The 24,493-nt window shown below is 39.1% G+C and carries 26 protein-coding genes; 17 read left to right on the top strand and 9 right to left on the bottom strand.

All coding sequences use genetic code 11. The annotated features are described in order from the left end of the window. Positions 1-302: 302 nt before the first annotated feature. Positions 303-839: an ATP-independent periplasmic protein-refolding chaperone Spy gene (gene spy / locus GA565_RS09730; RefSeq protein ID WP_152198282.1), complete on the bottom strand. Its 537-nt coding sequence runs from the start codon at positions 837-839 to the stop codon at positions 303-305. Between the two features lie 332 nt (positions 840-1,171). On the opposite strand from spy, the gene GA565_RS09735 reads away from it, so the two are divergent. Beyond that, positions 1,172-2,590: a PLP-dependent aminotransferase family protein gene (locus tag GA565_RS09735; protein ID WP_152198283.1), complete on the top strand. Its 1,419-nt coding sequence runs from the start codon at positions 1,172-1,174 to the stop codon at positions 2,588-2,590. 114 nt (positions 2,591-2,704) lie between these two features. Further along, entirely contained in the window at positions 2,705-4,312 is a 1,608-nt protein-coding gene (locus tag GA565_RS09740; RefSeq protein ID WP_152198284.1) for a hypothetical protein, read from the top strand. A 98-nt stretch (positions 4,313-4,410) separates the two neighbouring features. Here the strand turns inward: GA565_RS09740 and GA565_RS09745 are convergent, their stop codons facing one another. From GA565_RS09745 to GA565_RS09780, 8 genes are all read right to left on the bottom strand, one after another. Continuing rightward, positions 4,411-4,944, bottom strand: coding sequence for a hypothetical protein (locus tag GA565_RS09745; RefSeq protein ID WP_152198285.1), 534 nt, complete (start codon positions 4,942-4,944; stop codon positions 4,411-4,413). Beyond that, a complete protein-coding gene (locus GA565_RS09750) occupies positions 4,938-5,162 on the bottom strand; it encodes a hypothetical protein (RefSeq protein WP_152198286.1) in 225 nt (74 codons plus the stop codon). The genes GA565_RS09745 and GA565_RS09750 overlap by 7 nt, the downstream gene beginning before the upstream one ends. A gap of 24 nt (positions 5,163-5,186) precedes the next feature. Next, the gene (locus GA565_RS09755; protein ID WP_152198287.1) at positions 5,187-5,759 is read right to left on the bottom strand and encodes a hypothetical protein; all 573 of its coding nucleotides are present in this window, start codon (positions 5,757-5,759) and stop codon (positions 5,187-5,189) included. 73 nt (positions 5,760-5,832) lie between these two features. Next, entirely contained in the window at positions 5,833-6,393 is a 561-nt protein-coding gene (locus GA565_RS09760) for a type III secretion apparatus protein OrgA/MxiK (protein ID WP_193311889.1), read from the bottom strand. After that, entirely contained in the window at positions 6,386-7,108 is a 723-nt protein-coding gene (gene sctJ, locus GA565_RS09765; protein ID WP_152198289.1) for a type III secretion system inner membrane ring lipoprotein SctJ, read from the bottom strand. Before sctJ ends, GA565_RS09760 begins: the two co-directional genes overlap by 8 nt. After that, entirely contained in the window at positions 7,105-7,404 is a 300-nt protein-coding gene (gene sctI / locus GA565_RS09770; protein WP_152198290.1) for a type III secretion system inner rod subunit SctI, read from the bottom strand. The genes sctJ and sctI overlap by 4 nt, the downstream gene beginning before the upstream one ends. A gap of 27 nt (positions 7,405-7,431) precedes the next feature. Next, positions 7,432-7,701 carry a type III secretion system needle filament subunit SctF gene (gene sctF, locus GA565_RS09775; protein ID WP_304621425.1) on the bottom strand — a complete coding sequence of 90 codons (270 nt, stop codon included), beginning with the start codon at positions 7,699-7,701 and terminating at the stop codon, positions 7,432-7,434. A gap of 14 nt (positions 7,702-7,715) precedes the next feature. After that, entirely contained in the window at positions 7,716-8,570 is an 855-nt protein-coding gene (locus tag GA565_RS09780; protein WP_152198291.1) for a PrgH/EprH family type III secretion apparatus protein, read from the bottom strand. 239 nt (positions 8,571-8,809) lie between these two features. On the opposite strand from GA565_RS09780, the gene GA565_RS09785 reads away from it, so the two are divergent. The 15 genes from GA565_RS09785 (at position 8,810) to GA565_RS09855 (ending at position 24,482) form a co-directional block, all read left to right on the top strand. Continuing rightward, positions 8,810-9,577: a helix-turn-helix domain-containing protein gene (locus GA565_RS09785; protein WP_193311890.1), complete on the top strand. Its 768-nt coding sequence runs from the start codon at positions 8,810-8,812 to the stop codon at positions 9,575-9,577. A 2-nt stretch (positions 9,578-9,579) separates the two neighbouring features. Further along, positions 9,580-11,265, top strand: coding sequence for a type III secretion system outer membrane ring subunit SctC (gene sctC / locus GA565_RS09790; RefSeq protein WP_152198293.1), 1,686 nt, complete (start codon positions 9,580-9,582; stop codon positions 11,263-11,265). Then, on the top strand, positions 11,232-12,407 hold the full coding sequence (gene sctW / locus GA565_RS09795; RefSeq protein ID WP_152198294.1) for a type III secretion system gatekeeper subunit SctW: 1,176 nt from the start codon (positions 11,232-11,234) through the stop codon (positions 12,405-12,407). Before sctC ends, sctW begins: the two co-directional genes overlap by 34 nt. A 19-nt stretch (positions 12,408-12,426) precedes the next feature. After that, positions 12,427-14,475 carry an EscV/YscV/HrcV family type III secretion system export apparatus protein gene (locus GA565_RS09800; protein ID WP_152198295.1) on the top strand — a complete coding sequence of 683 codons (2,049 nt, stop codon included), beginning with the start codon at positions 12,427-12,429 and terminating at the stop codon, positions 14,473-14,475. Between the two features lie 12 nt (positions 14,476-14,487). Next, on the top strand, positions 14,488-15,780 hold the full coding sequence (gene sctN / locus GA565_RS09805; RefSeq protein ID WP_152198296.1) for a type III secretion system ATPase SctN: 1,293 nt from the start codon (positions 14,488-14,490) through the stop codon (positions 15,778-15,780). Between the two features lie 34 nt (positions 15,781-15,814). Then, on the top strand, positions 15,815-16,216 hold the full coding sequence (locus GA565_RS09810) for a hypothetical protein (protein ID WP_152198297.1): 402 nt from the start codon (positions 15,815-15,817) through the stop codon (positions 16,214-16,216). After that, the gene (locus GA565_RS09815) at positions 16,204-17,133 is read left to right on the top strand and encodes a hypothetical protein (RefSeq protein ID WP_152198298.1); all 930 of its coding nucleotides are present in this window, start codon (positions 16,204-16,206) and stop codon (positions 17,131-17,133) included. The genes GA565_RS09810 and GA565_RS09815 overlap by 13 nt, the downstream gene beginning before the upstream one ends. Then, positions 17,130-18,068, top strand: coding sequence for a FliM/FliN family flagellar motor switch protein (locus GA565_RS09820; RefSeq protein WP_152198299.1), 939 nt, complete (start codon positions 17,130-17,132; stop codon positions 18,066-18,068). The genes GA565_RS09815 and GA565_RS09820 overlap by 4 nt, the downstream gene beginning before the upstream one ends. Further along, entirely contained in the window at positions 18,059-18,724 is a 666-nt protein-coding gene (locus tag GA565_RS09825; RefSeq protein WP_152198300.1) for an EscR/YscR/HrcR family type III secretion system export apparatus protein, read from the top strand. Before GA565_RS09820 ends, GA565_RS09825 begins: the two co-directional genes overlap by 10 nt. A gap of 10 nt (positions 18,725-18,734) precedes the next feature. Beyond that, positions 18,735-18,992: an EscS/YscS/HrcS family type III secretion system export apparatus protein gene (locus GA565_RS09830; protein WP_152198301.1), complete on the top strand. Its 258-nt coding sequence runs from the start codon at positions 18,735-18,737 to the stop codon at positions 18,990-18,992. A gap of 13 nt (positions 18,993-19,005) precedes the next feature. Beyond that, positions 19,006-19,770, top strand: a complete 765-nt coding sequence (sctT, locus tag GA565_RS09835) for a type III secretion system export apparatus subunit SctT (protein ID WP_152198302.1) — start codon at positions 19,006-19,008, stop codon at positions 19,768-19,770. A 4-nt stretch (positions 19,771-19,774) separates the two neighbouring features. Further along, complete coding sequence (locus GA565_RS09840) at positions 19,775-20,884, top strand: EscU/YscU/HrcU family type III secretion system export apparatus switch protein (protein ID WP_152198303.1); 1,110 nt, start codon at positions 19,775-19,777, stop codon at positions 20,882-20,884. Between the two features lie 76 nt (positions 20,885-20,960). Further along, on the top strand, positions 20,961-21,461 hold the full coding sequence (sicA, locus tag GA565_RS09845; protein ID WP_152198304.1) for a type III secretion system translocator chaperone SicA: 501 nt from the start codon (positions 20,961-20,963) through the stop codon (positions 21,459-21,461). 19 nt (positions 21,462-21,480) lie between these two features. Next, entirely contained in the window at positions 21,481-23,250 is a 1,770-nt protein-coding gene (sctE, locus tag GA565_RS09850) for a type III secretion system translocon subunit SctE (protein WP_152198305.1), read from the top strand. Positions 23,251-23,273: 23 nt separating this feature from the next. Then, positions 23,274-24,482, top strand: coding sequence for a hypothetical protein (locus GA565_RS09855; protein WP_152198306.1), 1,209 nt, complete (start codon positions 23,274-23,276; stop codon positions 24,480-24,482). The last annotated feature ends 11 nt before the right edge of the window (positions 24,483-24,493 follow it).

Genomic DNA, 24,493 nt, shown 5'->3' on the forward strand with positions numbered 1-24,493 from the left:
TGCAACCTTTGTGGTCGCTATTGTTTGTGTAATACGCAAGGCAAGAAACAGATAGTCCATTTCTTTCAGAGTTAACTGTTTGCAGTCATTGAGGATTACAGCTCAAAAAGCACTGTTTCACAGCCACTAAGTGAAATTGAAAATCAGAAGTGTGATGCAGCAAACGCTTTGCGTGAAGCCGGCCTGAGAGGACTGAGTTAACAGCGCAGTGGCGCACAGTTTTGCCAAAAAAAAACCGGCCAAAGAGGCCGGTTCGTTGACAAACAAAACGTAAGAATTAAAGGTCAATGATAGGTTGACTATCAGGCAGCCGGTTTAGCTGCATCAGCTTTGTGCTCACGATGGTGTTCAGCCATTTTCTCTGCGCGTTTCTGATAGTTCTCATTAAACTGCTTTTGCTGTTCAGGAGTCAGCAGGTTATACATCTTGTTCTCAATCTTCGCACGCTCAAGCATACGGGCAGACTGAGCCTGAGAAATTTGGTCAATTTCGCCTTTCACTTTGGCTTCATCGAAGCTGTTTGACGCCACCAACCCGTGCAGGGTATCCATCTGTTTTTTCATTTCGCCGCGGTCATGATGCATACCTGAGTCTTTCCACAGCGCTTTCATTTGGGTGCGCTGTTGTTCTGTCAGGTTCAAACCGGCGAAAGGATTAAATTGACGCGGGCCTTTATGATGTTCCATTTTGCCCTGAGTCTGTGCTTGTGCTTGTGCTTGTGCTTGTGCTTGTGCTTGTGCTTGTGCGCCGGTCGCAGGAGTAGTTTCTGCAGCAAAGGCAAAAGAAGCAGAGCTAAGAGCCAGAGTGGAAGCCACAATCATTGCGGTAAGTTTGCGCATAATTCAATTCCTCATTGTTCTGTTATAGCCAGATTCTGTACCAGCTAGTGTTGTTACGTTCATTCAGCGGGATGTAACGCTGCTGACTTGACGAAATACAGTCTAACGGGTTAATTGAATAGTAGTGCGAGGTACTGTAAAAGACTGCAAGCAGGCATGTCATATTTCAGACGATCGTGGAGAAAGTGTTTAGAATTCGTAAGCCTACGGTCGAGCTGACAGGAATCGGCATGTGATGCCCAGAGCCACAGTGCTCAGAATCCCAATGTAGAATGCCTTAATTAACGGCCTGGCGGCACAGTAAAATAAACTATAACAGTAAGTGATAAACAATGACTGTGACGAGATATAAGCAGTTAGCCCAGACCCTGCGCCGACAAATAGAAGCACAAGTCTGGCTGCCCACAGAGAAGTTGCCTTCTTTGCGAGAAAGCTGCAAACAGTCTGGGCTCAGCCTGATGACTGTTTTGCAAGCCTATCAATTACTCGAGAGTCAGGGGCTTATTATTTCACGCCCGCAGTCCGGCTATTACGTGGCTACGCGGGATATACCTCGAGACATGCCTCAACTCTTGCATGCTGCCGAGCAAATAGACGTTAATGACGCTATTTTTGACATTCTAAAGGCGGGTCAAGATCCGGGGATTGTGCCTTTTGGGTCTGCTTTTCCCGACCCAACGCTGTTTCCTCAGCCAAGCTTGGCGCGCTCCCTCGCCAGTGCGGTACGACGCATGTCCCCGCACAGCGCTATTGCCAATTTGCCACCCGGAAATGAAGAATTGCGCCGCAATATCGCCAAACGTTATGCCCAGCAGGGAATTGACGTCACACCCGACGAAATTGTTATTACCTCTGGAGCTATGGAGTCTCTGGGGCTTAGTCTACAGGTGGTGACTCAACCTGGAGATTGGGTCGCAATTGAATCTCCAGCATTTTATGGCGTTTTACAGGCTATCGAACGTCGTAAATTAAAGGCGGTGGCTATTCCAATGGACACGCAGCAAGGCATCGATTTAGAGGCGTTGCAGCAGGCAATAGCGACTTACCCGATAAAAGCCTGTTGGCTGATGTCAAACTTTCAAAATCCATTAGGATGTACGCTGGCGGAAGAAAAGAAACAGAAATTGGTCGATATACTGCAAGAGAATGACGTTGCTCTGATTGAAGACGACGTCTATGCGGAGCTTTATTTTAACGAAGAGCGACCTATGCCGCTAAAGATGTCGTCTTATCGTCAGCAAATTTTGCACTGCTCGTCGTTCTCGAAATGTCTGGCACCCGGTTTTCGAGTTGGCTGGGTTGCAGCAGGCGCCTACGCATCGCGGATCCAACGACTGCAGTTAATGAGCACACTTTCAGCTAGCGTTCCAATACAGTTGGCACTGGCTGATTTTTTGCATCAGGGCAGTTATGACACGCATTTAAAGCGTTTGCGGCGGCAGCTTGAACTTCGTCAAACCACGATGCGTAATATGATAGTGAAAACCTTTCCAACGGGTACGTCAGTAACTCAACCCACAGGGGGATATTTCTTGTGGGTAAATCTGGGTGAAAATATTGATGCGACAAAAATATATCAGTTGGCACTGGCTCAGGGTATCAGTGTTGCTCCCGGTACGATGTTTGCGGTAGATGATCGTTATCGCCACTGTCTTCGCCTAAATACTTCTTTTGAATGGAACACGCGCGCAGAAACTGCCCTGCAGACACTGGCTAATTTGGTACATTCTGAAAAAAATAGGCGCGAATAAATGCACTACGTTGCGTTCGTTATATTTAAATTATCTTAAAAGAGCGTTTTATAAAATAAAAATAGCCAAGCTTATGCTATTTAATTAAATAAAACGACAAGGTAAATTATATTAATGAAACTTGATGGTGCAATGTCTAATTTTAAATCGCATCCTACCGATAGCCAGATGCATGTGCAAACAAAAGTAGAGAATTATGCAGCAGCAGATATAGGATTAACAATCAATTATCAGGATCCCGATGCACCACCTGAAAATATTATAGAAAAAATGTCAGAATGTAAAAAGTCTTGGATAGCTGCACTCCTACGTCCTTTCGATATGTGTTATCACCTTTGCAATGATGCAAGGCAAATTTTAACCGAAAGTTATCAAAATAGAATTAATGATACGCTGGGTAGTTTTGAAGAATCTATTGAAAATATGCAACTTGAGCTAAAAGAACTTTTAGGGTATGAAGATTTTAATCAGTTATCACGTTTATACATGATTTGCACAGAATGTAAGGAGAAAGTAGATGAAATTAGCCTGCTGCACGCGAAAGAAAAAAAGATGTTTGACAGTATTAACGCCCATGGGACTGATTGTAACAATAAGAAAAAAAATGACATTACACCTGAGTATACCAATGCACAGATTAAAAAAATGTCAGATTTTGAGACGCTTAATAACAAATTAAACGAAAAAAAAATCTTGTATAAAAAGGCGAAGAGTGAAATTGATGCTGTAATATCCTCCCTTGAAGTAAGTTCATTAACGAAGTCAATGCTGTATATATTGAACGAAGGTGCGAATTTGAGAACGCCGTTGCTCTTAGAGCAACTTGCCTTTACAACGGCCGTGCCAGAAATACCCGGCGCTTACTCTAAAGTTGGCATTCAGATGCAAATAGTATTCCCGTCTAGAGGTGCGATAAAGAAATTATTTAACAGTAAACCGATAGAAAATATATTTATTCAGCCATTTTTTCACCTTGAGGAAGGGATAAGTGGTGCTGCAGATCTTTCAGAATATATGGAGTTACCCTTTAATGTAAAGTTAGCGGCGGGCGCACTGCGCGTCAATCACTTTGGCATAAATATCCCAATCAATAGAAGCAAGGTGAAGTGGCAATGTGAAAAGGTTAATTATGTTATTGAAATGGTGAACCGGTTTGAGGGGGGAGTTAATCTAACTGGCGATAAATTATCAACTCCTTTAAGTTTACAGCTTAAAGTCGGCGTTGACACGGTGAGGCAACTTGTTTTCTCCAGCAATAAAACCGGAACAACGCGTTTCATGGTTCAACTTGCTTTGCGTGCAATAGGAGCAGTGGCGACAGGCTATGCCGCATTGGCCTTGGGTGCATCGGCCCCAACGGCCAAAGCGTGTTCCATGGTGGGGGCAGACGCTGTCGGGGTGTTGTGTGAAATGATAGAAATTATTGAGCCAGATTGTATTGTGGATATTATAGAACCACTAACTCTGGGGATTGATTTTTCGGCAAACACCAAAATACAAGTTCCATATTTAGGCACTTTAGACTTTCTTTCAATGCAACGTCTTAATTCTGGTTTTGTCGTTGAACATGATATTAAAAAAGATGAGATTATGGGTACTGATAATTCGAAGAATACAATGCTCAGCGCTACATCAATGAATGAAATGGAAATAAGACACAGAAAATCGTCAGTGACAAACAAGAGTGCATCCATTCCATCAAGTTGTGTAACCACTGTTTAATCTTTATATGTGAAAAATGTAGGGTTTGCAGATCTGTAAACACGAGTGACTGTCTGCGAGATAGATTAGACAGTCACTCTTTCGTCATGAATAAACCATTATCCCCTCTCGATACTTTGACAATGAAGATAGCCTTTTTTTGCTTTGTCCCAATAATCTTGACGGAAACCTCCAGGGGTAGTCACGGTTGATGTTTGGGGTAAAACTATCCTGGCACATAATAAGTCTCTCTTTCGCAATATATTTAAATTATTGCCTAAAGCATGCGTAAGTTTTTCTTTTTGGTTTTTATTGAGTGAGCCAAGAGCGTCAGAAAGAAGAGTTTTATGCCTTATTCTGTTCGATTCGCTATCCTCTTCAAGTGAATAATACCAAGTTAGTGTGCCGGCTTTTGCATAAAATAGTACGGCCTGCTGGTAATTATTAGCATTGATACACTCCAGCATGTCTTGATACAGATTTTCCGGGTTACTGTCAAAACTGTCGATTCCGCTATTACAATATTGTGTCGAGATGATAGCAGTCGCAGGTGATGGGCTTACCGTTGAAGTACAGCCCGAAGAAAAAAAAAGCAAAAAGGTCAAGCCTGAGAAAATCGATTTCGTATTTGAGTTAACTTTATTATTTACCACGCAATGGATTCCTTCTCCTCTTTCATCCTCTCGTCAAACTCCGTCGATATTTGATTTAAAATAAAGTTATTGAATAGTTTGCGAGATTTTATAATGTCTTCAGGTGTATATTTGGGTGGGACAGTATTTTTAAGTCTCTCTGCTAAAGGTATAGGCATTACAGAAGAGGAATCCCCTTTATTGACATTATCTGTATTATTTGTGTTAATATTTAACATTATTTCTCCGAGATGAAGTTGGTTTTATTTTACGAGTCTCACTGCGAGATCATTCAGAAGTCGTTGGATTGAATTGCTAGACAGAGTATTACAATCTTTTTCAAGCTGCTGACAATAATTAGCCTCTATTCTCTGCTGTTCAACCCACACATCGGGTGAAAACTCGGCAAGATTACTTTTGTATTTAATTATAAAACGATTATCAGTATGTTGTTCAATTACGACCTTTCCAGACCATATAGAAGCTATGTAGGATGAAAGTTCGGTTTGTTGTTTAAGCGTCATTTTAGGTACAAGCAAAAAAAGCGGGGAATGCTCTTCGTCGGGTATAACATCGGCCAACCAATGTTCTAAAAGTAATGGGAATATTTCAGGACTATTCAACGCATCACGAAGATTTTTTAGCATACTTTCATGAGTTTTAGAATAGAATTGCAAATGTATCGACTGGCCATTATCAATATAATCTGCGACAGCATTTATCGATAGTGTTATTCCAGCCTGATATCCTGCGCTTTGTGCTGACATACGGATGGTTTGCGCCTCAATATTTGCCTGTTTGATAATTTTTGATGCATTGTGCTGCGCCTGTTTCAATATGTTCTCAACTCTTTCCCTCTGTTTTAGAGCAGAAGCCGGGATTAGTATGCCTTCAATAGATTCAATCACGTTAGGGGAGATAATGGTTTTTTGTATATTGAATAGCCAATTTGAAGTCAATATAAGAGACAGTTGATAGAAAATGATATGAATTTTTCTGCAGGTGTCTTTCATCAAATAATAGCGGAATACGCTGTATTAATGACTGTGGGATGTGTTCGTTAAACCCCATCAGTATCTGCAAGCCGCTAGCCATAAGCGTATCGAGCTGTACGGGATGACAGAGCCGAATCGGCTGCTCGTTATCAGATGGGTGAGAACAAAAGTCTTGAACATATTTTTCCATATTTCGAAACTCCCCTTGGTAAAGTAGGGGAGCACGATACTGTTTGCAGGCTAACAGAAAGACAACGTGAGGCAAAATTGGCCAATTCTCAACCATTGTTTCAGTTATAGAACCGACTTTTATTTTGAAGCTATCAACAGACAACTTGTAGTGCCGAATTAACAAGGTATTAAGCACACTCTGACAGCCAGCGGAATTCAACATCTTGGGCAATACAAAACGTCCAGGATGAATCCATCCGCACGGGTCGAATAAGATATGCTGTAAAGAAGTCTGCTCAGCCATTTGATACATCTCGTATTGAGAATCTTTGCCAAAATTTATACCCAACAACAGCAATAAGTAATATCGGTAGAATGGCAAGCCACCAATAAAGCGTTAAAGGTGATGATGCCGATTTTACGATAGGCATCATGGGCAATAGCGTGGGCGATCGTGTTAGAACGACAGAAATATTGTCATAACTTAGATTATTAAAACTATTTTTTAACAATCTTTTTACATCACTTATCATCAGCGTTGAGTCAATATTACGGTCATAGCTAATAAGAGCTGCAACGTGTTCTGGATCATTTTTTCTTCCATTAGCTCCTGAGTCAAAATGATAGCTGACATGAATCTGTGCTGAAGTTATCCCCTCAAGGGCTACAAGTGACTGCTCCAGGCGTTGCTCAATAGCCGAATATAACCTGGCCGTTTCGGCCAGGGGTGAGGATATGAGTGAGTCTGAAGGAAACATTTGCGCTATTTCCATTCTGGGTTTTGAAGGTAGATTATAGATTCGCAAAAGGTCAACTGATGTGCTGAAATCCTTAGGATCAACAGAAACACGATATCCTTCTTTAGCTATATCTTTCTTTTCAGCATCTATTTTATTCCTCTGTAAAAGAGCAATAACTTCGTTAGCCTGCCTCTGTTCAAGGCCTTTAAGCAGTTCCTGCTGCCTGCAACCAGTGAGGAGTAAAATGGATATACCAAGTATAAAATATTGAGCTTTCATGCACGCAGCAACGTCTCGACAGCACTGGTAGCCTTTCTGGTCAGTGCGCTAATAAGGGAGACCTCAATATTATAATCCGCTGTTTGCTGCTGAATCGAAAATAACTGCTCGGGAGAGCTGGGAGGATTAACACTGCTTAATTGGCTTAAAACATGTTGTTTTTGCGTATGAAAAATCTCGGCATTATTTGCATAAGCGGAAACCAATTGCTGGTCTAATGTTAATTGAGCATTATCGAAATTATCGATATCACTACGGCGAGCAATAAGGCTGCCTAGCGCTTGGGGAACGAGCATGAAAAATCCTTGTTATAAAAGTTCTTATTAACGGAAGTTGGAGATAGTTGCTGCTGCAATATCTTTATAAGCTTTTACAGTACTTGATTGCGCATTGCAGAATAGCGTGTAGGCTGATAGTGCCGCCTGGTAATTAGCAAGCAAGACTGGGTTTGACGTGTCACTGTCTTTTCCTGTCAAAGCCAAAAGTGTATCTTCAACCTTTTTGCGAAGAGGTATGGCTGATGTATTAAATCTTTCTGACATACCAATGACAAATTCACGGGGGACTGTGGGTGTTGTATCGATGTCCGGCATTTTATTCTCCTTTATTACAGGTTGTTGAGTAACCAATGATTAGGGGTGACTTTAACATAACTGTTACCCCCATACTTATATGACGTATTTGCCGTAGGGTCATCCTGCAAGTTAACGGCGAATTTTACATGTTGCTGTAAATAAATAACGTTAAGCAACTTTATTTGCTGTAATTCTTCATCATTCAAAATCCCAGAAATTATAAATAACACCTTACTGCTGCTGTTTTGCCTTTTATAATTTATTGACATAGCACGTAGCAATATTTCTGCATCATCAGCACTGATTAGAGATTCTGCAGTGGGGGATGCGGTATATTTTTTTGATTTAATGATAGGAAGACTGCGAGGAGGCTCCATATTGAGTTTGGCTGTTTTTAATGTACCATTACTCTCACCTTTCAAAAATATGAAAATTGCAATAGTAATTATTGGCAAAAAAATGTAGCTTATTATTTTAGGTGATTTGATTATTGATTTATTTTTTTTAATATTTTCAATGTTTTTTTCAAAGATACTGAAATCCCAAGGGTCGCCATTTTCTTTAACTATAAAATTCAAAGTTCCAATGGTGATTAAACAGTTAAAAGGTTCGTGCTTAATTAAGGTTTCTACATCGCCTAGTTTTCTAATTGATACATGAGGCTCACCATTATTGATAATTTCAAAATTAACACCGCCATGTTCTACAGGGATAATAAAAGTATTTTTACCATCGTGTGAACCAATTTCTAACACGTGAGCTGGTGCAACAACAAACGTTGCTACACCTTCAACCAGCTCGAATTCACAACCACATAATGGACTGTTCATAAGACGTAATGTAAGTGTTTTTTTCGGAAGTGGCCTCAATGCCCTCTCAGTGATCATTATAAAAGTAATTCCTAGTGCCGATTAAGCAGATGAAAATAGAGTAGTGGGAAAGAGATGAAAGATCATGATTTCTTTATGACCAAATATGATCAGTTTTAATTGTGGCAAGAAGTGATAATCGCAAGAAGTCATAAAGTTCATAAATTTCAATATCATATTTCCATCAAGATAGAAGATGACCTTCTGGCTAGAATATAACTCTTCGAATGGACTTATATTTGCAGGTAGTTGAATCTATGCGCTTAGAAACAATTTCGCACATCATCAATGTGGGTGGTTTTGTTAAAATCACAGAAAAGAAACTGTGGCTAATTGAAGTCGTTGATTCCATTTCGTGTGAAATAGTATGTAATGTTAAAAGTATTGATGAAGACACATTGGTTCTTAATGGGACTTGGCGTGGATTAATTGCACTTGATACTATGCTATTAAAAATAGTAAAAGGTAAATTGCGCTATTATGAAATAGACTTAATGAGACTGGCCAAGTTACAGGTATTTATCGATTGCTCTTCAGATAAACTAGAGGCCGGGCACATACGCGAGTTTAACGGAATTTCCCTTTCAAAAGAAATTAGAACAACCAGCCCTAGTGACATGGAATCTTGGCTTTTGCAACAGGCGATGCGTGCAGATAATGATTCAGACCCGATTGTGAATTTCTTACGCCAAACTGAATGTTATAACTTGGTCAATTTTTTACTCTCTGCAACTAATGATAATAATCAGTGCCTGCAAAATTTATGTGTGCGTTATGGTCTTTCTGCAGCACACTTCCGGCGTTTATCGCGGCATGCCTTGGGACATACGACTAAAGTGACTTTGCGAGAGTGGCGTATGACAAAGGCTATTTTAGCATTCATAAATGAACCCAAAAATATGACAGATATTGCCTTTGCTCATGGATATTCTTCACTATCGCACTTTTCTAATGATGTGAAGAAAATGTTAGGGATGACGCCAAGGGCGTTAAGGAAATCAATTCTTGATGTGGTAATGAAATAATAATGAATGCATATGTAGCTACAATAAAAAAAACGATTTTTATTTCTATATTTTTTTCTACGTTTACTTGTCTTAGCGCAGAGCCTATAAATAATGAAAATGTAGATGGTTATGTTGCAACTAACGAAAGTATAAGTGGTTTTTTCGGCGCATTATCTTCAGTGATAAATAAACCTGTAATACTTAGTAAACTTGCTGCACGTAAAAAACTGAGTGGTGATATATCTCTCTCTGAGCCACTGTTACAACTCGAAAGCGTATGTAATAGACTTGGTCTTATTTGGTACAGTAACGAATCAACAATTTATGTCTACGATGCATCCGAAATGCACAGTAGAATTATCACACTGAAAAATATTTCATTCGATTTTTTCACACGCTATCTACGAAAAATAGGACTCCTTGATAAAAGATATCCCCTACGTGGAGAGGCGAGCAGCAGAACTTTCTTTATTTCTGGGCCACCAGGTTACATTGAATCAATAGACCAGCTTGCCTTAACATTAGATGAACAGGACATCAGCCGTCGTGATGTTGATTCGGTATCAATATTCTACTTAAGTAATACATTTGCAGAGGACCGAATATATTCCTATCGCGATGAGCGTATCATCGTGCCCGGCATTGCTTCTGTATTAACTAAGCTGTTCACGGGTATAACACCCGTGAAGACATCTATAGTGCTGCCAAAAAACACAACTCCTGGCATGAGACTTCCTTCACCTGGAGTGCCAACGGCCAACGCAGATGAACAAAAAGAGAGTGTTCCTGAGAAAAATATTGTTTTCAATGGAACCTCGTCGATGCAGATAATCTCTAACCCTGGGAACAATAGCCTATTGATAAAAGGCAGTGAGCAGCAGATAAAACATGCACAAAATTTGATAGCTGCGTTGGATAAGCCACGTAGACACATTGAGCTCTCAGTATGGATTGTAGATCTCAAAAGGAGCACCTTAGACCAATTGGGGGCCAATTGGAGCGGTAACTTTACATTAGGTAAGCAGCTGGGGTTTTCACTCAATGCAGGATGGGATGGGTCGGCAGCAGCTAACAATATATCCAGTACTTTAGACGGCGGTCAGTTTGTTGCAAAAATTATTGCCCTCAGTCAGAAAAATTTAGCCAATATAATATCTCGACCCGTTATTCTTACCCAAGAGAACATTCCTGCAGTATTTGATGCAAGCCACAGCATATATACCCGTCTACTGGGGGAACATAACGTAGAGTTACAGAAAATTACCTATGGTACATCCGTGAGTGTGCTGCCTCGATTTACACAAGATAATGAAATCGAGATGATGCTTAATGTAGAAGACGGAAATGCCAATGGTACACAAGGAGGAAGTGAAAGCGCTACATCTTCTTTACCGGTGGTGGGTCAAACGAATATAAGTACTGTTGCTCGTGTACCCCGCGGTAAGAGCTTATTGATAGGAGGCTACACGCGAGATGAAGATCAGAACGATAATGCAAAAATTCCCTTATTAGGTGACATACCATTTATTGGTGCATTGTTTCGCTATCGGATAGCACATAATAATCAGACAGTTCGCGTTTTTTTGATTCAACCAAAGGAAATCTTATCGGCTAATATTACAGATTCTAATACTGTTTCTAACGAAATGCTTACTTCAACCCCTTTAAGGGATTGGAAGCAAAACTTGGCACTAAGCTTATTTTGAGCCGTATAAACCCGGACTCTTCACACTTAGCTGCGCTTAGGCTTCGTGAGCAACAACGAAGCAAGGCTCAAACTGAAAAAGAATCAGTAAACAGCAAAGTTATTGATGAAGGAGCACAGGATAATGCCGATCTGTTTGTTACAGAAGCAGATTCAGCCAACGAACTTATTTCGAGAGCATCACAAGCCGTCGATGAAAGCCTGCTTGCCTCTTCGCAATTTAGGACAAGGCGCGATTTGAGTTTAAAAAGTGGTGCTGATACGGAGAACAACTTTGATTCAATTTTAGAAGAGAATACTGTTCATAAAATAGCTCAGTTACTTAAATTTATCAGTGGCGTTGAGGGAAATAGTATACGTGAGATGCTTTTTAAATTTATGAAACTATTCCCGGATGAAAGTGACAGGGTGCAGTTGCTGAGGAAACTGCTGGCAAAAAAAAATATCGATGAAGCTACAAAATCTACGCTCAAGATCTTGCTTGAAAGCATAGAGAAAGAAGCAGAACCAAAAAGCCTAAAGGCTGGTATCAATGTTGCCATGAAAGCACTATTGTTTGGCCGCTCTTTAGGAGTAAGTTCATCTCTGCTGCGTAATTGCTATCGAAATTTCTTGGAGACAAATAAAAATGAAACGCACATTTATCTCTATTGGATAACGCTTTTTGGCTATAAAAAAAGGAAGAAAATATTAAGGTTTGTAGAAAGTGCCCTACTAATAGATATAGATTCAATGGATCCAAGTTGCTCTCTTGTTGAGTTCGGCCAGGTATTGGCTCGGTTAAATCAGTTGAAGAAGCTACGTACAGTGGACGAAGATTTTATAAAGGTTTTAATGAGGGCAGCTAATTATCGAGATCTAAATCAGGGGGAAGAAGATTGTTTGCTTTTTTTATTTTGTATTTTAACAGATGCTGAGCACGTTAAAAATTATCTGCATGAGTTGTTGGGAAAAAATTCGATAGTTAATGAAGAGAATGGGTGTGTTTTATTAATTCAGATTGTATGTAATTTATGTAAATGTCTTCCTGTTGAGTTTTTCGAAAATGCTGACGATAAGGTGCTTTTAGAAAAAAAATTATCAGAAATTCTGGCTTTTCATTTCAATAGTGAAGTGACTAAAAAGCATTATCTACAACAATAGATTTTAGGAATGTACAAAGATGCAACGTGTAACACTACTTCTAAGAAAGCATCCTGAACTTATAATATTGTTGTTAATGGTTACTATAATAGCCATGCTTATTGTTCCATTACCAACGTACTTGGTAGATTTTCTTATTGCATTGAATATAGTTATCTCAATGTTAGTTTTTCTTTCATCTTTTTATATAGATGGGATATTGAGTTTTTCTACATTCCCTGCAGTACTCCTTATTACGACCCTTTTTCGGCTGTCACTATCAATAAGTACCAGCCGTTTGATTCTCAATGATGCTGATGCAGGTGAAATCATTGAGACCTTTGGATTATATGTAATTGGCGATAATTTAATCGTTGGTTTCGTGATTTTTTTCATTGTCACTATCACCCAATTTATGGTGATTACTAAGGGCGCCGAACGCGTTGCCGAAGTCGCAGCGCGTTTCTCGTTAGATGCAATGCCAGGTAAACAAATGAGCATTGATGCTGATGTGAAGGCAGGAACACTCGATGCAGATCAAGCAAAAGATCGCAGAAGTATTCTTGAACGCGAGAGTCAGCTTTACGGTTCATTTGATGGTGCAATGAAGTTTATTAAAGGTGATGCCATTGCGGGAATTATTATCATTTTTGTGAATTTTATCGGCGGCATCAGTGTCGGTATGAATCAGCACGGCATGGCGATGTCTGAAGCTCTGCATACTTACACAATGTTGACTATTGGTGATGGTTTGGTTGCGCAAATACCCTCACTCTTAATCGCTGTGAGTGCCGGATTTATTGTTACTCGTGTAAACGGTGAGGGGGATAATATGGGGAAGAAAATATTATCTCAGTTAATTAATCAACCTTTTATTATCGGTGTTGCTGCGATTTTGACATTGGGCGTTGGTATGTTACCTGGTTTTCCAATGATAGTATTCTTCCTGTTATCCATGGTTTTGTCTGGCACTTTTTGGTTCAAAATCAGAAATCAGAAGCTTAATGCCAATAATACCAGTACTGCCGGTGTTTCTAATGAAGAGGGGGGGGAAACACTTGGGACGGGGCTGGATAGCACGATGAAGATAATTAATAATCTTGACAGTATCAATGCAGAAGCTGTTCCATTGATTTTACTTTTACCTCCTGAAGAACTTCAAAAGCTTGTTGACCAGAATCTTGCTGGTCATATCCGCAGCCAATTTTTTATTGATTATGGAATACATCTCCCAGAGTTTGCCTTGAGAAGTACTTCGAGTAGTAACAACAGTGTAACCTTATTGATCAATGAAATTAAAGCAGCAAGTTTTATAGTCCATTTTGATAAAATAAGAGTCATCAATAAATTAGACGAAATAGAAATACTCGATATTGAGACCATCCGCGACAGCAGTGGCGTTTGGGTTGATGTCAGTGAGAAAGCAAATATCAATAATTTGGGGTATCTGTCTAGAACGGCTATTGATGAACTTTACTCATGTCTTTCAATAGAGTTATCTCATCATATAAATGAGTTTTTTGGGGTGCAAGAAGCAAAAGCGATGTCCGATCGATTGGAACAATCATGTCCGGAGTTAATTAAAGAAGTTTTGAGACACATGACAATGCAAAAAATATCAGAAATTCTGCAAAGATTGTCGTCTGAAAGAATTTCGATTCGCAATATGAAATTGATCATGGAAGCACTTGCTTTGTGGGCGCCGAAAGAAAAAGATGTTATTTTACTGGTTGAACACGTTCGCAGTACATTATCTCGGTATATTTGTGATAAATTTTCTATTAACAGTCAGTTGCGCGTTATTATGGTTACCTCTGAAACAGAAGATACATTTAGGCAAGGTATAAGAACCTCATCCGGTGGTTCATTTCTTAATATTGAACCAGCAGTAGCAGATCAGTTAATGGATGGATTTACTGCAGTATTGCAAAACTATGATTCTGAATTTAAAGATATCGTCATAATTTCTTCCGTTGACATAAGGCGGTTTATTAAGAAATTTATTGAAACAAAATTCAGAGATATTGCAGTAATGTCGTTTGGTGAACTTTCGCAGCACGTTAATGTTGACGTCATCCAAACAATATAAGCAGGCAATGAAATGCGAAGACCTAAAATTTTGACTCAGCTGGTACACCCCTTAGTTCTGCGCTCGGCAATAATTGAGGCAGAGCTTGCGGGGGTGAAAATTGGAGAAATATGTGATATCCGACGAAATTTATACAGTACTGAGGTCATCGCTCGTGCTCAAGTATTAGGATTTAATCAACATCGGACGATGCTTAGTCTTTTGGGCAATGCAAATGGTCTGTCACGAGATTGTGTTTTACATCCCACCGGTGATGAGCTGAAGATAAATTTAGGTAATTTTTTGTTGGGTACTGTTGTTGACCCTTACGGTAAAGTTATTGAGCAAATGGTTGATGCGTCGCAAATTACTGATATTGAAACTCGAGTCATACAAGGATCAGCGCCTGGTTGGCAGTCTCGACGCGGGATCTATAAACCGCTATTGACTGGGATTCGTGCTCTCGATGGTTTGATTACCTGCGGCATAGGACAACGACTGGGTATTTTTGCTTCAGCAGGGTGTGGAAAGACGACATTAATGCATATGCTGATTAAACACATTGATGCCGATATATTTATTATTGGCCTGATTGGCGAGCGTGGAAGAGAAGTGGCTGAGTTTATGGATGTACTTCGCCAATCTGGACGTAAACAAGATTGCGTTATGGTATTCGCAACCTCAGATTATTCTTCTCTTGACCGTTGTAATGCAGTACTGGTTGCCACAACTATTGCCGAATACTTCCGTGATAATGGCAAGAATGTTGTGCTCTTCATCGACTCAATTACACGTTATACCAGGGCTTTACGTGATCTTGCTCTAGCCGCAGGTGAAGCACCGGCTAGAAGAGGGTATCCAGCATCAGTATTTGAAAATTTGCCGCGGCTGCTTGAAAGACCAGGTAATATCGAAGTCGGCAGTATTACGGCTTTCTATACGATTTTACTCGAAAGCGATGATGAGGGTGATCCCATTGCTAATGAAATTAGGTCAATTCTTGATGGACATATTTATCTAAGTCGTGAACTTGCAGCAAAAAACCATTACCCAGCCATTGATGTTTTACACAGTCTAAGCAGGGTGGCGAGTCAAGTTTGCGAACCGGACCATATTTTGGATGCAGCTGCTATTCGCCGAACTATGACCAAACTTGAAGAGTTGAAAATATTTTTAGACTTAGGTGAATACAAGCAGGGCGAAAATGCTGAAAACGATAGGGCGATCGCTTTGCGCGAGCCTATATGTGAATGGCTATGTCAACCAATGCATAAAGCCGTCAATTTTTCAGAGGTAAAGCAAGGAATGCGTAAACTTGCACCGTAAATACTTAATATTACTCAAACATAGTAAGGCATTGATGTCTCTCAACCAGGTGAAATTGATAAAATTACAGAGAGGACATGAGTATTTATTAAAGCAACAGCAGCTCTTATACTCCCAGAAGATGACACTACAGCAGTTAATTAAAAGTTTGCATGTATGTGGTTTAACGGATAGAGCAGGATTGTTTTCCGCTCAACGAAAACTGGCTGTATTAAGACGCCAGCTTTTAGTTTTAACTCAGCAACAGCAAACGTTGAATGAAAAAATTAAAGAAAATTCACAAATGGTCGTTGACGCGAAGATGATATTGAATGCAACAAAGCGTAAGGTTGACAAATATATCTACTTGCAGCGGAACACTCTTTTCAAAAGAGAATTGCAGCTCAACCAACAGGAAGAATCGGAAATGGAAGAGATTATTTTATGGAAAACTTAAGTGTCAAAAAAATGATAACAACACCTAATCTTGAATCAAAGTCAGATAAAGTTATCTCTCTTGAAGATAGAGTGTTTCTTAAATATAAAGATAAAAAAAAGAATTCATCAATTGAAAACATGAGTTTCAATGTCGCCACATTCAAATTGTTATGTAACGATGTAAACATGCATGTGATGATAAATAATAAAATAAATCACGAAAGTATGTCTAGCCATCTTACTGAATTATTCAAAGACAAACAGACGCTTTCAGATTTACAACCTGTGGAATTGATAAGGATAGACGTTTTATCTTCTGGTCAATTAAAACAGCTCTTGAGGAAAGATCAGGTTGTCAATACTAATTTCCTTAACCAGGATGTTAATGAAACGGATTTTTTACGTTCAGGAAAAGAATTTTATCATCGCAACACAACGAGGCCGGATACTAGTATTAAACACCTTGCGACTTTTCAGCGTGAAATGATTTCAGAACAGTCAATGCTATTAGATAATAATGACCTTATACCTGCCGCTGAGCATTCGTACGAGCTTAAGAAGGAAAATAAAAGTGATAATAATGTCATAGCCAACGTAATATTGCCTCATGCAGTGAATGAACGTGATCCTATTGCCAAGATTATGGTTAACAAACAGGCAATGCCATCTACTCAATTATTGCCCGAAGAGAAGGTGACAATTGATCCGGCTGCGAAATCAAGTGAACCCATAACTTATAATTTTCAAAAAATTCCTGGTGAGCACAGTGTTAAGATTCATCCCCTAACACAGGTTCAGTTATCACTACAACCCTCATCAATACTTGTGCAGAATTTATTACAACAGCAGAAGGGCTATAGCGATACTTCGGCTGAATGGTTGTTATCAGCTGATTCAATTTTGGAAGATGAAAACGAGAGTGATAACCCACAGTGATCGAAAATCGTATGCGAAAAATAATCAGTCGTGATAACGAATGTCAGAGGGTTATTCAACTTTGGAAGACTGAGGGTTTAAATGTAAAATATTCCCCCCTTCCTTCAAACATCCCTCTGCTTAGTTTCCGTGCAGATTCTGAGTGGCAAGGATTGATAGACCTTCATGAATGGTTTTTCAACGTGTTCCCTGAAAGCAGTAAGCTGGCCAAAGAAAGTTGGAGCAATGAGGATGTAATTAATTTATTTAGGAGATGTAAATACCCTTTAAATTTGAGTCCAGTAGAGTTGAAATATAAACAACTCACAGACCATAAATTGTTTAATTATAATGAAGGCAGCCTCAGGCAGCTACTTCAATTAACTACTCCACAAGGAAACCTATGGATAAGCGAACTCCCCAAATCATTGGATAAAAAAAATGCGCCAATGATTTGCAAGCAAGTGATAGATAACATTACTTTAAAGTTGAACTTCTCAATAGGTAACAGTGTAATTTCTTTAGCGTTGCTAAGGCAATTAAAGATAGGTGATGCAGTTTTAATTAAGCATTCAAATAGTAAATTGTACATTAATAATAAAAAAATAGGTTTATACAAACAAAAGGATGATTTGATGAACGTTAAGGCTGATCATGAAAATGATTATATTGAACAAAATATCTATAGCGAACGTAATGATACTCCAAAAATTCAAGGAGTATCATTACGTTCACAGATTCCAGTGCAGCTAACCTTTATTCTTCAACAAAGCATAGTTACCGTTGCCGAGCTTGAATGTTTATTCAATGGGCAGGTTTTACCTTGTGATATAGATATTGGTAAAAAAATTGTTATTCTGGCTAATGGTCTTAATATCGGACATGGAGAATTAATATGGGTTGATGAAAAACCAGGGATTCTGATTAGTTCACTGGAAAGTAGACTATGCCCGTAAATAACGATATTCCGCTAATTGGCGTACTTGCTTTTGCCACTTTGCTACCTTTCTTGATAGCATGTGGTACCTGTTATATAAAATTTTCGATTGTTTTTATTATGGTTCGTAATGCCCTAGGGTTGCAACAGATACCTTCAAACATGACACTCAATGCTGTTGCCTTAATGCTAGCGATGTTTGTGATGAGCCCTATAGTAAAAAATGGTTATGATAATTACTTAACCAGTAAAACAGATTTGAATAATATTAGTTCAGTAAGCGATTATCTAAATGACGGAATTGATGGCTATCGGGCCTACTTAACGCGTTATACTGACCCTGAATTAAGCAGTTTTTTTGAGGGATTACAGAGCCATAATGATATGCAAATAAAGGGTGATGAAAATGATGAGAGAGCGTTATCCATATTTTCACTACTTCCGGCTTATGCGCTAAGTGAGATAAAAAGTGCATTTAAAATTGGATTTTACATTTACTTGCCATTCGTTGTTATTGATTTATTAATATCATGTATTTTGTTGGCATTAGGTATGATGATGATGAGCCCCGTTACTATTTCAGTACCTATAAAGCTGGTGCTATTTGTTGTAATGGACGGATGGACCCTGCTGAGTAAAGGGTTAATATTACAGTATATGGACTTCCCTTCCTGAGAGCTTTGTAATGAATGATATGCTTTATGCAGGTAACAAAGTTTTATATTTGGTTTTAATACTCTCTGCTGGCCCGATTGCCGTTGCTACTTTAGTGGGTTTACTCGTTGGACTTATTCAAACCGTAACGCAATTACAGGAACAAACGTTGCCTTTCGGTATAAAGTTGCTCAGTGTTACACTTTGTCTATTTCTACTATCCGGATGGTATGGGGAAATTCTGTTGGCTTACGCGAAGGAAGTCGTCAGACTTGCATTCGCACGTTAAGTCTTGGGAAAATATGTTTATACAATTTAATGAGGTGTTTTATCATTGGCTAGGTATTATGGGATTATCTTCTGCTAGGATTATGCCAATATTTTTGCTGCTGCCATTTTTAAATAATAATATTGTTAGTTATGTTATAAGGTTGCCTGTTGCTATGCTTGTAGGCATTGCACTGTGGCCAGAAAATTCAACAGTTATGCTCACTCTTTACAGTATCGATTACTTCTCATTGATCATCAAAGAATCAACGATTGGTTTGTTATTAGGATGCTTGATGAGTCTCCCCTTTTGGGTTCTGCATGCAGTGGGTTGTATTATTGACAATCAGCGTGGTGCGACCATCAGTAGTAGTATAGACCCCATCAGTGGAGTAGACACTTCTGAACTAGCGAATTTCTTCAATCTCTTTTGTGCTGTAATATTTTTAGAATCTGGTGGCCTCGTTGTTGCTCTTGGTGTTATAAGAGAAAGTTATATTCTTTTCAACCCCCTCACTTTTGCCGTGCCAAAATTTGAACCAATTCTCATGTTCATCAATGAAATTATGAATCAGTCAATAAGAATAGCTAGTCCACTTATTGCTTTATTTTTGATGACTGAGGCCACCTTGGGTTTACTTTCACGCTTTGCTCCCCAGATGAATGTTTTTTCATTGGCTTTGACAGTCAAGAGTTTTCTTGGTTTTTTAATCTTGATTATTTATTTGCCATCATTACTTCCCGAGAGTGTAAAAACCTTGAATTTCACGCTAGAAAAATTAATTTTGAGGGAGATGTAACGGTATGTCTCTTAGCAAAACGGAAAAACCGACACAAAAGAAGATAAAGGATGCTGTTAAAAAAGGCCAATCATTTAAATCCAAAGACTCTATTATAGCTTGCCTTATTTTGATCGGTGTAAATTACCTGGTGACATTCGATTTTGTTGGTCGTCTGGCAAAAGTATGGATTTATACTTTAGAAAAAGGATTCGAAGACCCGCTTGATGAATATTTTTTTAAGGTATTCGGCCTGGCATTAAAGATTATCGTTCCTTTTTTCATTCTTTGTACTTGTTGCACTGTGTTGCCCTCATTGATTCAAACAGGTTTCGCGATGGCAACTAAGATCTTTAAATTGAATTTTAATGCCTTAAATCCTGTTAATGGTTTCAAAAAGCTTTTTAGCATGCGCACTGTTAAGGATACGGTTAAAACATTACTTTATCTAACTGTTTTTATAGTCGTTGCATTGAGCTTGTGGGATGACAATAAGGTGTTATTGCTGTCTCAACGGTATGCAAATCTTAAACAGATTTTATTTTTTTGGGGCTATTTACTACAACAGCTAGTCACAACTTGTCTATTAGGTATGTTGTTTATTATGGTTCTTGATTCTGTAGCTGAATATTTCATTTATATAAAAGAGTTGAAAATGGATAAGCAGGAGGTTAAACGTGAAAGAACGGATCAGGACGGTAATCCTGAGATAAAATCTATGCGTAGGAGTTTACACATTGAACTGCTTGATGAGCAAACGAAACGTGACATCGAAGGCTCAAAAGTCATTGTAGTAAATCCAACCCATATTGCAATTGGAATTTACTTCAACGTTGATGTTGTTCCTATTCCTTTTATTTCTGTTATCGAAACTAATCAATGTGCGTTGGCAGTTAAAAAATATGCCCGTGAAATGGGTATTCCCGTATTGGAAAACGCTGCTTTGGCTAGACGTATATTTAAAACCCACGCAAAATACACTTTTATAAGTCTTGATGAACTGGATGCGGTTCTGCGAATATTATTTATGTTAGAGCAGATCGACATGGCCTGGATTAGTGACGAGACGGTTGAACTTGCCGAGGGCGAAAATGAATCTAAGGAAAATGAAGATCAGAATGAGCGATATTTATGAGAGCCTTAAACGTATTAATGTTGTAATTTGAGTATATTACAGAGCCTACGATATCCTGAGCAGTTAAGGAGTTTTCATGGAACGAAGTGATACGGCTAATAACGATAACCTTGCCGAGATGTTGCTTGAGTGTTTGAATGACCACACTACATTAAAAGATATCCATCAAATACCTGATGATATGATGAATAGTCTCTATGCCTATGCCTATCAGTTTTATCAACAGGGTAAATTAGATAATGCAGAAACTTTTTTCCAGTTCTTGTGTATGTATGATTTTTATAATACCGATTACTTTATGGGTCTTGCTGCCGTTTATCAATTGAAAAAACAATATCAGAAAGCTGCCGATCTTTATGCGGTAGTTTTCGCTATGGATGGAAATGACTATCGCAGCGTTTTTTATGCAGGCCAATGTCAGTTGATGCTTGAAGAGTCAATGAAAGCTCATCATTGTTTTGAACTCGTTTCTGAGCATAGCAATGATGCCGAATTGTTGCGTAAAGCCCACTCTTATCTAAATAACATGAAGGTGCACGAGGAGCCGGTGCCCGAGTGTGACTTTCAACAATTATAACCTTTAACGGAGAGTATTAATGGGTGAAATTACTTTACAACCTGGTATACGGCCTTCCTTTATCATTGAAGTGAGTGAAAGTCTGACCCACCTTGATGTGATTGCAGAAATTAATAAAAAAAATTTAATTCAGACAAAAGCACAACATAAAGCAACTGAATCTTTGACCGTTGAAACTGAAAAAAAAAGTGCCACTGCTGCTAACCGCGTGAGTGATGGTCGGCCTAAGCTTGCGCTGCCAGTTAAGGTAAATGAAAGCAAATATTCTGATTTTACGACACTGATTGCCCAGTTTAAGGCTCTTTTATCTGATAATGAAACCGATAAGCTTAAAAATAATCTGCAGCATTTAAACGCGATGAGTCAGGCTAAAACTGCCAGTAATGCTCTTAAGGGCAAAGAATATGAAAATGCTTTACAGGCAAGCGATAAGGCATTTGATACCGCCAAAGATGACACCAGTGCGCTAGCTTTAGCAAAAGATATCTATGAACAGAGTAAACTGAGTCAATCGAACGCAGAACAAAGGTTAGCCAGTCTTTCTCCTGAAGATCCTCAGTATCAAGAAGCTAAGAATGAATTAGACAAAGCAACCATTGCCAAGTCTGTGGCGAATCTGGCATTAGGCCTATGCAGTCAGAAAGCTCAGACTTCCGCCAACATAGCGATGGTGGCGCTCAAAATGGCGGATCAGCTTTTAGGAAAGTTGCTCAATTCCAGCGGAGTCGATCCTGTCCTTATATCCGCTACGTATAAAAAACATCTTACAGGTCTGGCTGCTATGACTCTGCTGATGGGGGAGTTGTCCAAATTACTGGGTGATAATGCCGACAGTAAAATACAGGCGAATGCTGAACTGTCTAAACAGCTCCATGAATCACGACAGAAAGAGATGAAGATTAAGGCTGAAGAACAGGCTGAGGCGATTCGTAAAGCTGAACACCTTAATAAAGTCATGGGCTGTGTTGGAAAAATACTAGGAGGGCTACTTACTGCGGTAAGCATTTTGGGTGCTGTGTTTACCGGCGGAGCAAGTTTGGCCTTGGCCGCAGTTGGCATCGCTTTGATGGTTGCCGACCCTATTGTCAAAGCTATCACCGGTGAAAGTATAACCGATAGGGTAATGGCTCCTATTATGGAGCATGTTATTCAGCCCATGATAAAATTTTTTGCAGACGCTATACAATCTTTCATGAAAGGCACCGGACTTGATAAAAAACTGGGTGAAAATGTCAGTGAAATTATTGCCACAATTGTCGCAACCCTAGTGACTGTAGTGACGATTATCGTCGCTAGTCTGGTAGCAAAGAGTGCCGGCTCAGCAATGCTTAAAAAAATAATGCCGGCGTTAGAGAAGGCAATCGCTGCCTTCATTAAAAAGACAATTCCTAATGTTGTGAGGAATTCCGGCAGATTGGTATCGGGTGCCGCAAAAACCTCGATAAAGCGTTTAGGGAAAAACTTGGGGCTGGCGCAAAATCCGGCGTCAATGGCACGATTAAAACTCACTGCGAGAGTAGCAGAACTGGGCACTGCGGCGGCTAAAACATCTGTCGATTCTGCGCATAATATTATTTCAGGGATTGCAACCAAAGATATCGCAGAAGATGAAGCTGAAATAACCATAGCGATGGCAGATACTAAAGCAATCAGTAAATATCTAAAATTAGCAGTTGAAATATTCACTGCAGAATCAAAAGCAAGTATGGATTTAGTCAATGAAATATCCACTTTAAATATTTCAAGACAACAAACCAATATGTCAATCTTGAATGCGCTCAGGGCATGATATTTTAAATATAAGGCTAATGTATGATTGAAACTAATGGTTGTAATGGATATAAACAATTTAATGCTTCCAGAATGTTTAATGAAAACATCAAAGAGAAAAAAATCATCAATGATACTGATAACTCTATTCTTGCCTCTAAGAGAGAGGTAAATAAAGTTATTATTGATAATATTACTGTAAGTTCGGCTGCCGTTAATTCCGCTGCCCCGGAGCTTAAAAAAAATCAGGTTGAAACCACAATGGGTTATGGATTAATGATAGTCCTGTTGCAGTATTGCCTAAGGGAGATGGCTACCAACGAGGTTCTAAGAGGCTCCGACGCTATGGTGTTGTCTGAAAAATCTGTACGAATTCAGGCAACTGCTATCCAACAAGAGGGTAATAAGCACTTCCAGGCCAGTCTCACTGGCGCGATAGTTAATATGTCACTCGTTGGTACAAGCACGTTGATGGGCAGTCGGAATGCTAAAAAACAGCACGATGCTGAAATCAAGAATATTGATCCAAAGAAAGGAAGTACTGCGTTACCTTCGAAAGATGCCGTCAAAAATATAGATAACACTGAAGCTGATTATCAAAAGAAGTTAGATAAAAATAGCAGGGCCCACAATAAAATTAATGGTTATAATAATGAAAAAACAACGGCGCTAAATGAAGACATTAGAAGGCTCGAGGGCGAACATGCTTCTTTGGTAAACAATGTTCGTAACCCTGAAGATAAAATTAAAATAAAAGCTAAAGCATTAGAAATAAAAGATAAAAAAATTGAATTAGATAATCATGAAAAGCAAAGTATAAATGCTCTCGATGAGCAAAGAGCCCAGATGCTGTCTTTAGAGGCAGAGAGAAACCGTAAACTACAGAAAGCCGGCAGTGAACCTGAAATAACCTCTGAAGTGCAAAAGATCGCCAGTAATGAATTTGATAAATTGAATCTAGACAAAGGAGCTATGTATTCCCACATGAAATATCAAGCACTTAATTCGGTAGCCGGTTCAATATCTCAAGCGTTTACGAGTGGTATGGAGATTCGTGCAAGTGATGAAAGAGCAGCAGGAATAATAAAAGGAATGGAAGGCAATGTTAATAATAAAACGTCAGATAATGCTCAAGAAAGAACGTCGGTTTTAAAAAAATTGGTCAACGAGATGATTGATACATTGAATGCAATTCAAAGAGATAGAATGAATTCCATGGCTGCTATAGCCGGTAATATCAGGTCGGCTTAACTATTGAGATT

It is taken from the genome of Rouxiella sp. S1S-2 (genome assembly GCF_009208105.1).
Lineage (GTDB): Bacteria > Pseudomonadota > Gammaproteobacteria > Enterobacterales > Enterobacteriaceae > Rouxiella.

Coding starts and splice junctions, on each gene's coding strand:
- GA565_RS09785 (WP_193311890.1), top strand. CDS start 8,810: ATGCGCTTAGAAACAATTTCGCACATCATCAATGTGGGTGGTTTTGTT.
- GA565_RS09760 (WP_193311889.1), bottom strand. CDS start 6,393: ATGGCTGAGCAGACTTCTTTACAGCATATCTTATTCGACCCGTGCGGA.
- GA565_RS09780 (WP_152198291.1), bottom strand. CDS start 8,570: ATGATCACTGAGAGGGCATTGAGGCCACTTCCGAAAAAAACACTTACA.
- GA565_RS09800 (WP_152198295.1), top strand. CDS start 12,427: ATGCAACGTGTAACACTACTTCTAAGAAAGCATCCTGAACTTATAATA.
- spy (WP_152198282.1), bottom strand. CDS start 839: ATGCGCAAACTTACCGCAATGATTGTGGCTTCCACTCTGGCTCTTAGC.
- GA565_RS09750 (WP_152198286.1), bottom strand. CDS start 5,162: ATGTTAAATATTAACACAAATAATACAGATAATGTCAATAAAGGGGAT.
- GA565_RS09855 (WP_152198306.1), top strand. CDS start 23,274: ATGATTGAAACTAATGGTTGTAATGGATATAAACAATTTAATGCTTCC.
- GA565_RS09810 (WP_152198297.1), top strand. CDS start 15,815: ATGTCTCTCAACCAGGTGAAATTGATAAAATTACAGAGAGGACATGAG.
- sicA (WP_152198304.1), top strand. CDS start 20,961: ATGGAACGAAGTGATACGGCTAATAACGATAACCTTGCCGAGATGTTG.
- GA565_RS09735 (WP_152198283.1), top strand. CDS start 1,172: ATGACTGTGACGAGATATAAGCAGTTAGCCCAGACCCTGCGCCGACAA.
- sctF (WP_304621425.1), bottom strand. CDS start 7,701: ATGCCGGACATCGATACAACACCCACAGTCCCCCGTGAATTTGTCATT.
- sctE (WP_152198305.1), top strand. CDS start 21,481: ATGGGTGAAATTACTTTACAACCTGGTATACGGCCTTCCTTTATCATT.
- GA565_RS09825 (WP_152198300.1), top strand. CDS start 18,059: ATGCCCGTAAATAACGATATTCCGCTAATTGGCGTACTTGCTTTTGCC.
- GA565_RS09740 (WP_152198284.1), top strand. CDS start 2,705: ATGAAACTTGATGGTGCAATGTCTAATTTTAAATCGCATCCTACCGAT.
- sctN (WP_152198296.1), top strand. CDS start 14,488: ATGCGAAGACCTAAAATTTTGACTCAGCTGGTACACCCCTTAGTTCTG.
- sctJ (WP_152198289.1), bottom strand. CDS start 7,108: ATGAAAGCTCAATATTTTATACTTGGTATATCCATTTTACTCCTCACT.
- sctC (WP_152198293.1), top strand. CDS start 9,580: ATGAATGCATATGTAGCTACAATAAAAAAAACGATTTTTATTTCTATA.
- sctI (WP_152198290.1), bottom strand. CDS start 7,404: ATGCTCGTTCCCCAAGCGCTAGGCAGCCTTATTGCTCGCCGTAGTGAT.
- GA565_RS09815 (WP_152198298.1), top strand. CDS start 16,204: ATGGAAAACTTAAGTGTCAAAAAAATGATAACAACACCTAATCTTGAA.
- GA565_RS09830 (WP_152198301.1), top strand. CDS start 18,735: ATGAATGATATGCTTTATGCAGGTAACAAAGTTTTATATTTGGTTTTA.
- GA565_RS09840 (WP_152198303.1), top strand. CDS start 19,775: ATGTCTCTTAGCAAAACGGAAAAACCGACACAAAAGAAGATAAAGGAT.
- sctT (WP_152198302.1), top strand. CDS start 19,006: ATGTTTATACAATTTAATGAGGTGTTTTATCATTGGCTAGGTATTATG.